The organism is Bauldia sp., from assembly GCF_965232525.1.
GTDB lineage: Bacteria > Pseudomonadota > Alphaproteobacteria > Rhizobiales > Kaistiaceae > Bauldia.
On record NZ_OZ246980.1, the window covers coordinates 3825002 to 3838380 of the forward strand.

General features: G+C 65.4%; 12 protein-coding genes and 1 pseudogene. All 13 read right to left on the bottom strand.

The genetic code is table 11. The annotated features are described in order from the left end of the window. Position 1: 1 nt before the first annotated feature. Positions 2–1393, bottom strand: coding sequence for a sensor histidine kinase (locus ACO076_RS18100; RefSeq protein ID WP_421724211.1), 1392 nt, complete (start codon positions 1391–1393; stop codon positions 2–4). Further along, positions 1377–2057: a response regulator transcription factor gene (locus ACO076_RS18105; RefSeq protein ID WP_421724212.1), complete on the bottom strand. Its 681-nt coding sequence runs from the start codon at positions 2055–2057 to the stop codon at positions 1377–1379. Before ACO076_RS18105 ends, ACO076_RS18100 begins: the two co-directional genes overlap by 17 nt. Before the next feature lie 154 nt (positions 2058–2211). Continuing rightward, the gene (locus ACO076_RS18110; protein ID WP_421724213.1) at positions 2212–3714 is read right to left on the bottom strand and encodes a Do family serine endopeptidase; all 1503 of its coding nucleotides are present in this window, start codon (positions 3712–3714) and stop codon (positions 2212–2214) included. Positions 3715–3949: 235 nt separating this feature from the next. Beyond that, positions 3950–4711, bottom strand: a pseudogene (locus ACO076_RS18115) (alpha/beta hydrolase family protein); the annotation flags it as partial. Positions 4712–4730: 19 nt separating this feature from the next. Further along, complete coding sequence (locus ACO076_RS18120) at positions 4731–5198, bottom strand: cytochrome c-type biogenesis protein (protein WP_421724214.1); 468 nt, start codon at positions 5196–5198, stop codon at positions 4731–4733. Between the two features lie 5 nt (positions 5199–5203). Next, positions 5204–7183: a heme lyase CcmF/NrfE family subunit gene (locus tag ACO076_RS18125; RefSeq protein WP_421724215.1), complete on the bottom strand. Its 1980-nt coding sequence runs from the start codon at positions 7181–7183 to the stop codon at positions 5204–5206. A 28-nt stretch (positions 7184–7211) separates the two neighbouring features. Beyond that, the gene (gene ccmE, locus ACO076_RS18130; RefSeq protein WP_421724216.1) at positions 7212–7667 is read right to left on the bottom strand and encodes a cytochrome c maturation protein CcmE; all 456 of its coding nucleotides are present in this window, start codon (positions 7665–7667) and stop codon (positions 7212–7214) included. A 16-nt stretch (positions 7668–7683) separates the two neighbouring features. After that, positions 7684–8796, bottom strand: coding sequence for a c-type cytochrome biogenesis protein CcmI (ccmI, locus tag ACO076_RS18135; RefSeq protein WP_421724217.1), 1113 nt, complete (start codon positions 8794–8796; stop codon positions 7684–7686). A gap of 55 nt (positions 8797–8851) precedes the next feature. Next, a complete protein-coding gene (locus ACO076_RS18140) occupies positions 8852–9313 on the bottom strand; it encodes a hypothetical protein (RefSeq protein WP_421724218.1) in 462 nt (153 codons plus the stop codon). Positions 9314–9398: 85 nt separating this feature from the next. Next, positions 9399–10763, bottom strand: a complete 1365-nt coding sequence (locus ACO076_RS18145) for an ATP-binding protein (RefSeq protein ID WP_421724219.1) — start codon at positions 10761–10763, stop codon at positions 9399–9401. Beyond that, on the bottom strand, positions 10753–11424 hold the full coding sequence (locus tag ACO076_RS18150) for a response regulator transcription factor (RefSeq protein WP_421724220.1): 672 nt from the start codon (positions 11422–11424) through the stop codon (positions 10753–10755). The genes ACO076_RS18145 and ACO076_RS18150 overlap by 11 nt, the downstream gene beginning before the upstream one ends. Positions 11425–11445: 21 nt before the next feature. Continuing rightward, a complete protein-coding gene (locus ACO076_RS18155) occupies positions 11446–11910 on the bottom strand; it encodes a PepSY domain-containing protein (RefSeq protein ID WP_421724221.1) in 465 nt (154 codons plus the stop codon). Between the two features lie 110 nt (positions 11911–12020). Beyond that, positions 12021–13268 (bottom strand): DNA polymerase IV, encoded by a 1248-nt coding sequence (gene dinB, locus ACO076_RS18160; RefSeq protein WP_421724222.1) that lies wholly within the window; start codon positions 13266–13268, stop codon positions 12021–12023. Positions 13269–13379 lie beyond the last annotated feature (111 nt).

Genomic DNA, 13379 nt, shown 5'->3' on the forward strand with positions numbered 1-13379 from the left:
TCTACCCCGCGTCGATGGGCAACCGTACGGTCACTATGAGGCCTGGCTGATTGTCGCCAAGCGTGATCGTGCCATGGTGCAACCTCGCGACCGCGGCGACAAGACTGAGCCCGAGACCGCTGCCCGTCTGCGACCGGCTCTCCTCAAGGCGGACGAACCGGCTGAGCACCCGCTCCCGCTCGGCCTCCGGGATCCCCACCCCGTTGTCGGCAACCCGCAACACGGCGTTGCCGTCCTCGCGGGTCACTGAAACCATGATCCGGAGCGGACGGGTTTCGGGCGGCGAGGCGTATTTCAGCGCGTTGTCGATGAGGTTGGCGACCACCTGGCCCAACAGTTCGCGGCTGGCGCGGAGCGTCACCGGTTCCGGCGTCGAAACGTCCAGCGTTGCGTTCTGTTCCTCCGCGACCGGCTCGTAGAGCTCGGCGACATCGCGGACGATACCGCCAGCCTCGACTTCAGCCATTGCCCCGTCCGGCGAGCCGGCCTCGACCCGGGCGATCATCAGGAGCGCATTGAACACCTTGATCAGGTGATCCGACTCCTCGATCGTCGATTCGAGCGCGTTGCGATAGGCGTCGACATCGGCAGGACCGGCGAGCACCGCCTCTACCCGGTTTCGCAATCGCGTCAGCGGTGTCTTCAGGTCGTGGGCGATGTTGTCGGAAACGTCCTTGAGCCCGTAGAGGAGGTGTTCGATCCGCCCGAGCATGTCATTGAGGCTCTCCGCCAGGCGATCGAACTCGTCCCCCGAACCGGTCACTTCAAGGCGCCCGGTGAGATCGCCGGCAACGATCCGCCGGCTGGTCGCCGCGACCGAATCGATCCGCTTCAACACCCGCCGGCTGACGAACACCCAGCTCAGCAGCGCCAGCGCGATCATCAGCGCTACCGCCCACGCCAACGCTCGACTGATGATCTGCCGGAACTGCTCGCGCTCGCCGATGTCGCGGCCGACGAGCATCCAGAACCCGCCGGGCAGTCGCAGTACCTGGACCATCGCCAGATGTCGCGATCCTTCGCCGACGTTGCGCTCGTAGGACACGGTGATCGGCCCCATGCCGGAGCGCTCGAACAGGTCGGCCGGCACCTGGCTGATGTTACCGGTGAGGATGCGGCCGTTGACGTCGGTGATGAGATAAAGGCTGGCGCCCGGCCGGTGGCTGCGCTCCTCGATCACCTGGAAGATGGCCGCCACGCCGCCGATCCGTCCCTGTTCGGCGAGGCCGCGTATCTCGGCCTGGATCGTCGCGCGAAGCTGATCGTTGAGGAGCGCGTTGGCGTTGTAGGAGATGTAGAGGACAAACGCGACCGCGAAGATCGAGAACACCCCGATGTAAATAACCGAGAGTTTGAAGACGGTTGTGCGGAGAACCTTACCCAGCGCTGTCACGGATCATATATCCCGCGCCACGCACCGTATGGAGAAGCGGCTGATCGAAACCCTTGTCGATCTTGCCCCGCAGCCGCGAGATGTGCACGTCGATGACATTGGTCTGCGGATCGAAATGGTAGTCCCAGACTTTTTCGAGAAGCATCGTCCGGGTCACAACCTGGCCGGCGTTCTTCATCAGGTACTCAAGCAGGCGGAACTCGCGCGGCTGGAGGACGATCGCCTCGCCGGCGCGCTTGACCGTATGACCGAGGCGATCGAGTTCAAGGTCACCAACGCGATACACGGTGTCCGCCTCGCCTGGCCGCCGCCGCCGCGCCAACGCCTCGACCCGGGCCAGCAGTTCGGAGAAGGCGTAGGGCTTGGCGAGGTAATCATCACCGCCGGCCCTCAGGCCCGTGACCCGATCGTCGACCTGGCCGAGCGCCGAGAGAATCAACGCCGGCGTCTCGTCGCCACGCTCGCGCAGCTCTTCGATGATCGACAAGCCGTCGCGTTTGGGCAGCATGCGGTCGACGACGAGAACGTCGTAGTCGCCGTCCTGGGCCATCTCCGCGCCGACTTCGCCGTCGCTGGCGAGATCGGCGACATGGCCCGCCTCGCGCAACGCCTTGCAAAGATAGGCTGCCGCTTCCTTGTCGTCCTCGATGATCAAGATTCGCATCGGACCACCGTCATTCGTTTCGTTCCGCGGTCCGATGTGCCAGATCGGTGGCGGCAAATAAAGAGCGGCAGGTCGGGGTTAACCGACCTGCCGTCCACGAAACGGAAGTCCCGGGGCGACGAACGAGTTCTTCCGCCTCGTCTTACGAGAGCGATCAGGCCCTGGCGAAGGTCAACGCCACGAACCGAGTCTGCTCGCCCGATTGCACGCGAAGGAGCACCGCCTTCAGCCCTTCGGCCTTGGCGTTCTCCATCAGCTTTTCGATGTCGGCCGGAGCCGCCACATCGTCGTTGCCCACCGACAGGATGATGTCGCCGGGCTGAAGGCCGCGCTCGGCGGCCTGTCCGTTTGGATCGACGCTGGTGACGACAACACCGGCATCGTCATCGGCCGGCGCGATGGCCAGACCGAAATCGTCTAGAGCCGAGGGCTCGACTGTGGGCTCGTCCGCGTCGAGCGCGGCAAGCTGGTCCTGGCCCGGCAGTGTGCCGAGCTTGACCGTCACGTTCTGGGTCTGGCCGTCGCGCCAGAAGGTGATCTTGACATCGGTACCGGGCGCAATGCCGGCGATCGTGGCGGCGAGTTCACGCGGCCCTTCGATCTCCTCGTCATTGACGGACAGGATCGCGTCGCCGGACTGGAGGCCGGCTTCGGCAGCGGGGCTGCCTTCGGTCGCTTCGGTGACCAGCGAACCGCTGTCGTCCGCGAGCTGCAAGCCGTCGGCGATGTCCTGGTTGATGTCCTGGATCTGGACGCCAAGCCAGCCGCGGATGACCTTACCGTCGTCCATGAGGTCGAGAACGATGGTCTCGGCGGTGTCGGCGGGAATCGCGAACGCGATACCCACGTTGCCGCCGGACGGCGAGAAGATGGCGGTATTCACGCCGATCACTTCACCCTCGAGGTTGAATGCCGGACCACCGGAGTTGCCACGGTTCACCGCCGCGTCGATCTGGATGAAGTCGTCGTACGGACCTGCGCCGATGTTGCGACCGTCGGCCGAGATGATGCCAGCGGTCACTGTGCCACCGAGCCCGAACGGATTACCGACGGCGACCACCCAGTCGCCGACCCGAACCTGATCGTCAGCGAATTTGACGTAGGTGAATTTCCGGTCGGGACTCTTGATCTTGAGAACGGCGAGATCGGTGCGGTCGTCCTTGCCGACGACTTCAGCGACATACTCGGTGCCGTCGTCGAGCAGAACGGTCATCGACTGACCCTTGTCGACGACGTGATCGTTGGTCACGATGACGCCGTCCTCGGAGATCAGGAAACCCGAACCGAGGCTGGTCGAGAACGGCCGCTGCTCGCGCCGAAACTCGTCCGGCATCCCTTCGCGGAACTCACGGAAGAAACGCTCCATCGGCGAGCCTTCCGGGAAACGGAACTCGCGGTCGAGACCGGCGGTCGTCCGCGACGCGGTCTTCACCCGGATGCTCACCACGGCCGGGCGAACCTCCTCGACAACGTCGGCAAAGCTGATGGGTTGAACCCCCTCGACCCGTACCGGATCGGCATAGGCCGGCGACTGCGGAGCGATGATCGCCTGCCCGATCACTGCGCCGCCTGCGATAAGGGCGGCCGCGCCGAGCAGGGCACGATTGCGGACGGAGCGAAACCCGGTCGCTCGATGAGGAGTAGTCTGATCGTTCATATACGTAGTCTCCAGGCTGGTGTCAGGCGCTGGTAGCCGGAACAACACCGCCGTGCGCCTATCGACGAAATATGGACGGCCAAACCTTACTGACGACTGTCGCCGAGATTAAACTTCGGTAATGTGCTAGCAGGCTGATCGCTATTTTATTTTTAGAATCAATAGCTTTGAGAACGGAGCGCAGACGCTCCATCCAATTTGGTCACATCATTGCGATCAAAGTTGAAGGTGGTCAGGCGACGTAGCGCGACGCCCAGGCGGCAATCACCTCGGCCGCGAATCGGGCATCGGCCGCACCGGTCAGCAGATGATCGGCGGTGTCGAGTGAGATAAAGCTCTTGGGGTGCTTTGCCGCGGTGTAGATGCGCGCCGCGTTTTCGATCCCCACCGTCTGATCGATAGGCGAATGCAGGATCATCAGCGCCTTGCGCAGGTTGGCGGCGCAGTCGGTGACCGATTGATCCTTGAGGTCTTCGATGAACTGCTGGCGGATCGTGAAGTTGCGGCCACCGAGGGTCACCTCCGCCTCGCCGGCGGCGCCGATCTCCTCCAGATGCGCCGAGAAGTTATGCACCACGTGATGAGCGTCGGCCGGTGCACCGATCGCCACAACCGCCTTCGCCTCCGGAACCTGCGACGCGACCGACAGGATCGCGGCGCCGCCCAACGAATGACCGATCAGGATCGCCGGGGGCGCATACTTCTCGCGCAGACAATCGGCCGCGCTGAGCAGGTCGCCAACGTTCGACGAGAAGTTGGTGCTCGCGAACTCGCCCTCCGACGAGCCGAGGCCGGTGAAGTCGAATCGCAAAACGGCAAAGCCGCGCGCGGCGAGGCCGGAGGCGATCCGTCGCGCCGCAAGCACGTCCTTCGAGCAGGTGAAGCAATGGGCGAACAGCGCGTAGCCACGCGGTTCCCCTTCCGGCAGATCGAGGCGGGCGGCAAGCTCCGCGCCACTGCTTCCGGTGAAGGTCAGTCTTTCGGTGTTGGCGGCCACTGGCTTCTCCTATCGATATCTAGTCGTCTTTCGACAGGATGCGCTTCAGCGCGGCCTCCTCGTCCTGGGATAGGCGACCAGTCGTTGCCGAAGCGGGCTTCCGTCGCGCCATGACCCGGTAGGTGATAAAGCCACCGACCACAAGTAAAACGACCGGCGCCGCCCATAACAACGCCGTGAGTGAAGTCACCCGCGGCTTCAACAAAATGAATTCGCCGTAGCGCGCGACGAGGAAATCCATCACTTCCGTGTCGCTGTCCCCCGCCACCAGCCGCTCGCGCAGAAGGATGCGAAGGTCGCGGGCGAGCGGTGCGTCCGAGTCGTCGATCGATTGGTTCTGGCAGACCATGCATCGGAGTTCGGTGGACAATGACCGCGCCCGATCCTCGAGCGCCGGGTCGTCCAGTACCTCGTCGGGCAGCACAGCCGCCGCCGGGGTCGCCACCATCAGCAGCGCCGCCAACAGCGCGACGATCCGACCCGCCATAGTCGTCACTCCCCTGGCGCCATCGCCGGGCGCCGCGCCGGCCGGGGCGCCCCGACCCGGAACCGGCGATCGCTGAGCGACAGAAGTCCGCCGAGGGCCATCACCACGGTCCCCAGCCAGATGAGCGTCACCAGCGGCTTCCAGTAGATGCGTACGGTGGCGACGCCTTCCGGTGTGATGTCGCCGATCGAAATGTAAAGCTGCGAGAACCAGAACGTCGAGATCGCCGCTTCCGTCGTCTGCGTCTCGCGCGCGGGATAGGTCCGCTTGGTCGGCTCCATTACCGCCAGCACCCGATCGCCACGGGTCGCCGTGAGCTGGGTGACGATATCGACATAGTTGGGCCCGGGCCGCTCGACGAAACCGTCAAGAGTCACCGTCCGCGAGCCGATCGCGACCGTATCGCCAGGGGTCATCGCCAGGATGTCTTCGGTCTCCCAGGTCGTCGTTGCCACCAGCCCGAGAACGGTTACGCCGAGGCCCGCATGCGCCAACGTCGTGCCGAGCGCCGAGCGCGGCAGACCTGCCAGACGACGCATGCTTGTCGCCAGCGGCAGCGATCCGAACTTGGACCGGGTCGCCAGTTCGGTGAAGGCACCGGCGATCAGCCAAAAGGCGAGCGCAATACCGAAGAGCGACAGGATGTTCTGAACGCCCGCGATGAACGCCGCCACGATCGCGGCGAGGATGGCAAGGCCAAGCGCGACATAGAGGCGCTCGATCGTCCCCTGCAGATCGCCGCGTTTCCAGGCGAGCATCGGCCCGAACGGCACGAGGATCAGCAACGGAACCGACAGCGGCACGAAGATCAGGTTGAAGAAGGGCGCGCCGACCGAGATGCGCGTGCCGGTCAAAGCCTCGAGCACCAGCGGATAGAGCGTGCCGATCAGCACGACCGCCGCCAGCACTGTGAGGAACAGGTTGTTGAGGATCAGCGCCCCCTCGCGGCTGATCGGGGCGAACACGCCACCGGGTGCCAGGCGCGAGGCACGGAAGGCAAACAACGAGAGCGAACCGCCGATGAAGACGCACAGGATCAAAAGGATGAAGACGCCGCGCGAGGGATCGGCGGCGAAGGTGTGCACCGAGGTGAGAACGCCGGAGCGGACCAGGAACGCGCCGAGCAGGCTGAGGCTGAAGGCGAGGATGGCGAGCAGCACCGTCCATATCTTCAGCGCGTCGCGCTTCTCCATGACGATTGCCGAATGGAGCAGCGCGGTTGCTGCCAGCCATGGCATGAACGACGCGTTTTCAACCGGGTCCCAGAACCAGAACCCGCCCCAGCCAAGTTCGTAGTAGGCCCAGTACGAGCCCATCGCGATGCCGAGGGTCAGGAACAGCCAGGCCGCCAACGTCCAGGGCCGCACCCACCGCGCCCATGCCGCGTCGATCCGCCCGTCGATCAGCGCCGCGACGGCGAAGGCGAACGCGATCGAACACCCGACATAGCCGACGTAGAGCAGCGGCGGATGGATGGCGAGACCGATGTCCTGAAGGATAGGATTGAGGTCCATCCCCTCGATCGGCGGCGGGCTCAGCCGCAGGAACGGGTTGGAGGTAAGCAGGATGAAGAGCAGAAACGCCGCCGAGATCCAGCCCTGAACGGCGATCACCAGCGCTTTCAGCTTGTCCGGAAGGTTGCCGCCGAACACCGCGACCATGGCGCCGCAGAGCGCCAGGGTCAGCACCCACAGGAGCATCGAGCCCTCGTGGTTCCCCCAGGTCCCGGTGATCTTGTAGAGCAGCGGCTTCAGCGAATGGGAGTTCTCGTAGACGTTGAGAACCGAAAAATCGGAGACAACGTAGGCATGGACGAGCGCTGCGAACGCCAGGCCGACGAACAGGAACTGGGCGATCGCCACCGGCGGTCCGACGGCGATCATCCGCGCGTCGTCGGTCATCGCACCACGGAACGGGATCGTCGACTGCGCAAGCGACAGAACGAATGCCAGGATCAGCGTGAAGTGGCCGAGTTCGGCGACCATATTCTTGGATGCCCCTCCTTAGCGGCGCCTACGAGCTTGGCGCTGGCGGCTCGTCATGCTGCCACACGCCCTGCTCCTTAAGCCCATCGACAATTTCGCGCGGCATGTATTGCTCGTCATGCTTGGCGAACACCGTGTCGGCCGAGAACACGCCGTCCGCGCCGACGAGGCCCTCGGCGACGACCCCCTGCCCCTCGCTGAACAGATCGGGCAGGATGCCGCGATAGGCGACCGGAACCGTTGCGGCCCCATCGGTCACGTCGAACCTCACATTGCCGTCGGTGCTCTTGTCGACACTGCCTTCGGCCACCAGCCCGCCAAGCCGGATGCGGGTGCCGGCGGGAATATCCTTCGCCGCCAGGTCGCTCGGCATATTGAACAGCGTCAACCGGTCGGACGACGCATAGAGAATAAGGCCCGTGGCGAAGGCCAGGACCACACCGGCGACGGCGATCAGCGTGAGCCGGCGTCGTTTGCGGGTCATCGAACCTCCACTGTCGTCATTCCGTGACGCCGGCCGCGCGGGCCTCGGCGTCCACCACCGCCACCTTGGCCGGGTCTTCGGCCAATACGATCCGCGCTTGCTGCAGCGCGGCCAGCGCGTCGTCCTGCCGACCAAGGACCATGTAAGACCGCACCAGCCGGGCCCAACCCTGGGCGTCCTCGGGTTCGTCCTCAAGCCGCGCCGCGAGACCAGCGACCATACCTTCGATCATTGCTTGCCGGTCATCAGTGGACAAGTCCCCTGCGGCCTCAATGTCGGCGGCCGTTGGTCCGCGTGGCGTCGGCGCCGACGCGCCGAGATTTGCCAGCGCGGCCTCGACCGGCCCGAGCCAGGGCGCGCCCGGCGGCGCTTCCGCGGCAAGCGCCGACAGAGCCTCCACCGCTTCTTCGGTCCGCCCGGCCTGTCCATCCGCCAACGCCAGGTAGAATCGCGGGCCGATCGCTGCCGGATCGAGCGCAAACGCCCGGCGAAACGCTGCCTGCGCTTCGCCGGTCACCTGCCCGCCGTTAGCACGAACGATCGCCTCGCCGAGCACCGACTCCCGCTCGGCGCTGCTGCCGCGAATGCGCACGACGTTGCCATAGGCCTCGACCGCGTGGTCGTAGCGACCGAGACGAATGTAAATCGGAGCCAGAATCTCCCAGCCCTCCGCGTCGTCGGGATTGGCGGCGAGATGGGTCTCGACCTGGGCGATCAGGGCCGGGATATCCTGCTCCTCGGTCGGCGCTTCCAGCCTTGCCGTCAGCGGCGCGTCCGGCATGTTCGGCGAACCGACCAGAAGATAGAAGGCGACGGCAACCACCGGAACGCCAACGATGACACCGACCGCGGCGGCTTGCCGCGATCGTGAGGGTGTCGCCTTAGCGTCGGCAGCGCGGCGTTCATCCGCCTTGATCAGGCGTCGGGCGATCTCGGTCCGCGCCGCTTCGGCTTCCGCGTCCCCGATCAGGCCGCGATCGCGATCGCGATCCACCTCATCGAGTTGATCGCGATAGACCGACACTTCATGCGAGGCAGCACGCGATGATTCGCGGCTGCGCTGCAGCGGGATCAGCACCGACAACGTCGCCGACACGGCAAGCACGGCAATGATCACCCAAAAGAGCATCGTGACGGTCTATTCGTCGTCCGCTTTTCTTCGCTGGTCGTGCGGCGGTTGTCGGTCAGCTCACCGACTGCCAGGTTCCGTTCGGCTGACGGCAGGCGGTGCCGCGGACACTCTGCGGCTGGCCGCTTCCGTAAACCGTATGCGTGAAGTCCCGGCAGTCATAGGCGTTGACCTGATAGCGCGGACCGGGGACCACCTCACCCCGCACCCGACCGTTTCGCCAGGTGACGGGGGTTCCGGTCCGTCCGTGTTCCAGCGCGCGCAGTTCGGCGTCACGCGCCCGTCGCTGTGCCGAGCGGTCGAGTTCCGCGCCAATCACGTTGCCAATGACACCGCCGGCGACCGCGCCGACCACAACCGCTCCGGGCTCGCCGCCGCTGACCGCCCCACCGACCGCGCCGCCGGCAACGGCACCACCGACGGTACCGAGACCTTCGCCTGGACCTGACGTGTGGTTACACGCGGCAAGCATCATTGCACTGAACACGACACCAACAAGCGCCTTCAAACGCGCCATCTTCGACCGCCTCTACACCGGACCTCGACTATTTCTAGGCACTGCCGGGTCCCATGTCACGATGGCGGAAATGAGGTTTTTCGCCTCATGCTGCCGGAAGCGAAACCTCGGCACGCAGCCCCCCGGAGGGCGCCTGCTCGAGCCGGAAGGTCCCGTCGTAGAGCTGAACCAGATCGGTGACGATCGACAGCCCGAGCCCGGAGCCGGGCTTGGTTTCGTCGAGCCGCCGTCCCCGCCGGGTAGCTTCCGTCCGCTGCGCGGCGGTGAGGCCGGGGCCGTCGTCGTCGATGCATAACGTCAGGCTCCCGCCATTTCCGTCGCCGTCCGGCGCTTCGTAGGTTGCGGTGACCGTCACTGACGACCGCGCCCATTTGCACGCGTTGTCGACCAAGTTGCCGAGAATCTCCTCCAGATCCTGCTTTTCGCCCTTGAAACGCGCGTCCGGTGGAACCGAGGCGGTCAGCGCGATGCCGCGGTCGCCATGGATCCGGGCCATCGCCCGCACCAGGCTCGCAACCGCTGGCTCGACCTCGGCGATGGCGCCGATGACGGTCGAGCGAGCCGCCATCTGGGCCCGCTCCAGATAGTGGTTGACCTGCAATCGCATCAGTTCGGCTTGTTCGGCCACCTTGTCGGCGAGCGGTCCTTGTCCCGCGCGGGCCTCGTTGGTGATGACGCTGAGCGGCGTCTTGAGAGCGTGGGCGAGATTGCCAACCTGGGTGCGCGCCCGTTCGACGATCTGCTGGTTCGATTCAAGCAGTTCGTTAAGTTCCTTCGTCAGCGGCTCGATCTCGGCGGGAAACGGTCCCTCGAACCGCGTCTCCCGGCCGCTGCGCAGCGCCGCCAGACCGCGGCGAACGTTGTCCAGCGGCCTGAGGCCCCAGCGGATTTGCGCCGTCGTCGCCAGAATCAACCCCGCGGCGAACACGGCGAGTGTCAGAAACACGCTGCGGCGGAAACTGTCGATGGCGTCAGCCGTCTCGCCGGCATCGCCGGCAACCAAAACGTCAAACTGATGATCGTCGAGGTCGATCGTCAGGTTCAGGACCCGCAGCGCCTGGTCGTCGGGGCCGACCAACGCACCGGCGATCATGCCATTCACGTCGCGCGGGTCCGCCGCCTGGTCGATCTCGATGACATCGGTGAAGAGAGATTCCGAGGCGAGCACGACCTCGCCGCCGTTGGCTTCCCGAACCTGCCAGTACCAGCCGGAGTAGGTCAGCTCGAACCGTGGCTCACCCAGGTTTCCCGGTTGTTCGAGATAGTCCGGATCCTGATCGGCGAGGCTGCCCACGAGTGTACGCAGATAGACGCTCAGCCGGTCGTCGAAGGCGCGTTCGACCGTCTGGCGATAGAGGGAGGTGAGGATCAGGCCGGCCGCGACGAGGGCAACGACGCTCCACAGCGAAGCGGCGGCGATGAGGCGGAAGGAGAGTGAGTTACGGCGCATCACCGGGTGCGGTGACGCGATAGCCAAGACCCCGGACGGTCTCGATCAGTTCAGCGGAGACCTTCTTGCGAAGTCGTCCAACAAACACCTCGATCGTATTGGAATCGCGATCGAAATCCTGGTCGTAGAGGTGCTCGATCAGCTCGGTCCGTGATACGACCCGGTCGCGGTGGAGCATCAGATATTCCAGCACCTTGTATTCGTGCGAGGTGAGCTTGACCGGATTGCCTTCCACCGTCACGCGATTGGAACGCGCGTCGAGGCGCACGGGCCCGCACTCGATCTCGTTGGAAGCGTGACCGGCGGCGCGGCGAACCAGCGCGCGGACCCGGGCCAGGACTTCCTCGATGTGGAACGGCTTGGCGACATAGTCATCGGCGCCTGCGTCGATGCCTTGAACCTTGTCGCTCCAGCGGTCGCGCGCGGTAAGGATCAGCACCGGCATGGTACGACCGGCGCGACGCCATTGTTCGAGCACGCTGATGCCGTCGAGTTGCGGCAGCCCGATGTCGAGCACCACCGCGTCATAGGGCTCCGTGTCACCGAGGAAGTGACCGTCCTCGCCGTCGGTCGCCGCATCGACCGCGTATCCGGCCTCCTTGAAGGCGTCGACAAGCTGCCGATTGAGATCGGCGTCGTCTTCGACAACCAAAACCCGCATCGCCGCTTCCTTCCGTCGTCGCTACTGCTTGAGAATACGACCGTTGGCCGCGTCAACAGTGAGCTTCTTCACCTTCCCCTTCGGTGACAGCACGTTCACCATATAGACAAGCCGGCCTCCGCGTTCGCAGAGCTTGGGCGGCGGCAGGATTTCTCCGCCGGCCGAGGCGCGAATCTGCCCGAGCATACGGGATAACGCCATCACTTGCCCGGATTGCACGGCCGCACGGGCTTCGCCGGCGGACAGGCAACCGGCCGCTTGGGCGGTCATGTCCGTCGTCGTCAGACCCGTTGTGAGCAATGCCATTCCGAGCAAAAGGGAGGGCAGCATCGTCCTTACCATGCGGCTTAGATAGGAAGCGGATGCTGAATGCGGGCTGAATGGGCGGCCGGTGTCGGCCGCCGACGGGCTCTGGAAGCGCTCGCCGATCACAACGGACGTCGGATGGCGGGAAGGAAAGCGGCGGGAGTTGTCTGGTTCATCCACACGGGCCCGGAGCAGGACGCGCCGCCAGGCGGCACCGCGCGTATCTTAAGAGCCCAGGCGGCGGCTGACGAGTCGCTCGCGGGCCAGGCGCTCGGCTCCGAAAACCGGCGTCAGAGTTCCTTCTCAGCCAGTTCGCGGAACCCGTCCGGCACCGACCCCGCGCGACCGAGAACCACGGAGCCGTAGCCCACCGAGTCGCGGCCGAACCGCTCGCGGATCGAATCCACCGCCCTGTCCGCCAGCCATCGCGCCGCGCCGCGCCGGCTTCCTGGGCGGCGCTCTTCTCCGGTCAGGTCGAGCGGTAGATCGAGCTGAAGCGCCGCTTCGGTCTCAAGATGGGAAACGGAGATCCCCAACAGAGAGATGAAAGGCTCCTTCGGGTGCTCGGCCAGCGCAATGCGGACCAAATCCTCGGCGATCTCCGCCAGGGTGGTCGTCGTCGCGATCGGTTGCGGGAGGGTGATCGAACGGGTGACCGCGCGGAGATCGGCAAAGCGGACCCGGACGGTGACCGTGCGGCCCGATCGCGCTTTCGCCCGCAGGCGGGAGGCGACGCGGTCAGCGAGATGGCGCAAGGTGGGACGGAACACAGCCTCGGCCGCCGGCTTGCGGCCGAGCGCCGACTGCGCCCCGGCCGACCGGGCGCGATGCCGTGTCTTGATTTGGCGCGGATCGCGGTTCCAGGCGAGCGCGGTCAGCTTGTCGCCGACCGCACGGCCGAGCAGCCGTTGGAGGGCACGCGGCGACGTTGCGGCGAGTTCACCGATCGTGTGGATGTGCTGTTCGGCGAGCCGCGCCTTGGCGACCGGTCCGACGCCCCACATCAACTCGACCGGCAGTCGGTGGAGGAACTGAAGCTCGCGTTCGGGGTCGACCAGAACCAGGCCGTCGGGCTTGGCGACTTGCGACGCGGTCTTGGCGAGATGCTTGGTCCGCGCCACGCCGACCGATATGGGAAGGCCGAGTTCCGCGCGGATCCTGCGGCGGATTTTTGCCGCGACTTCCCCCGCCGCGCCGAACAGATGCTCCGTCCCCGCGACATCGGCGAAGGCTTCGTCGACCGATATCCGCTCGACCAGCGGCGTGTAGTCGCCCATGATCGCGATCGCCGCATCGCCAAGCCGCTGGTATTCCTCGAAGTGACCGCCGACAAAGATCAGCTCCGGGCATAGTTCCCGCGCCCGTCGGCTCGGCATGCCGCCATACACACCGAACGCCTTGGCTTCATAAGAGGCCGCCAGCACCACGCCGCCACCGACGGCGATCGGCCTGCCACGCAGCGACGGATCGAGCAACTGCTCGACCGATGCATAGAACGCGTCCAGATCCGCGTGAAGGATGGTCGCGGTCGCGCTCATGGGGATGCTTCAACGACGATTGCGGCACTTCGTAGCGAAGATGGAACATATCATGAACACACTACAGCGGCCGTGGTCAAGAACGTGCCGCGTCGAGCCGGCTGAAGGCGG

Excerpts from the sequence above, each read along its gene's own strand:
- ccmI (WP_421724217.1), bottom strand. The coding sequence starts at position 8,796 with ATGCTCTTTTGGGTGATCATTGCCGTGCTTGCCGTGTCGGCGACGTTG.
- dinB (WP_421724222.1), bottom strand. The coding sequence starts at position 13,268 with ATGAGCGCGACCGCGACCATCCTTCACGCGGATCTGGACGCGTTCTAT.
- ACO076_RS18125 (WP_421724215.1), bottom strand. The coding sequence starts at position 7,183 with ATGGTCGCCGAACTCGGCCACTTCACGCTGATCCTGGCATTCGTTCTG.
- ccmE (WP_421724216.1), bottom strand. The coding sequence starts at position 7,667 with ATGACCCGCAAACGACGCCGGCTCACGCTGATCGCCGTCGCCGGTGTG.
- ACO076_RS18105 (WP_421724212.1), bottom strand. The coding sequence starts at position 2,057 with ATGCGAATCTTGATCATCGAGGACGACAAGGAAGCGGCAGCCTATCTT.
- ACO076_RS18120 (WP_421724214.1), bottom strand. The coding sequence starts at position 5,198 with ATGGCGGGTCGGATCGTCGCGCTGTTGGCGGCGCTGCTGATGGTGGCG.
- ACO076_RS18110 (WP_421724213.1), bottom strand. The coding sequence starts at position 3,714 with ATGAACGATCAGACTACTCCTCATCGAGCGACCGGGTTTCGCTCCGTC.
- ACO076_RS18140 (WP_421724218.1), bottom strand. The coding sequence starts at position 9,313 with ATGGCGCGTTTGAAGGCGCTTGTTGGTGTCGTGTTCAGTGCAATGATG.
- ACO076_RS18145 (WP_421724219.1), bottom strand. The coding sequence starts at position 10,763 with ATGCGCCGTAACTCACTCTCCTTCCGCCTCATCGCCGCCGCTTCGCTG.
- ACO076_RS18150 (WP_421724220.1), bottom strand. The coding sequence starts at position 11,424 with ATGCGGGTTTTGGTTGTCGAAGACGACGCCGATCTCAATCGGCAGCTT.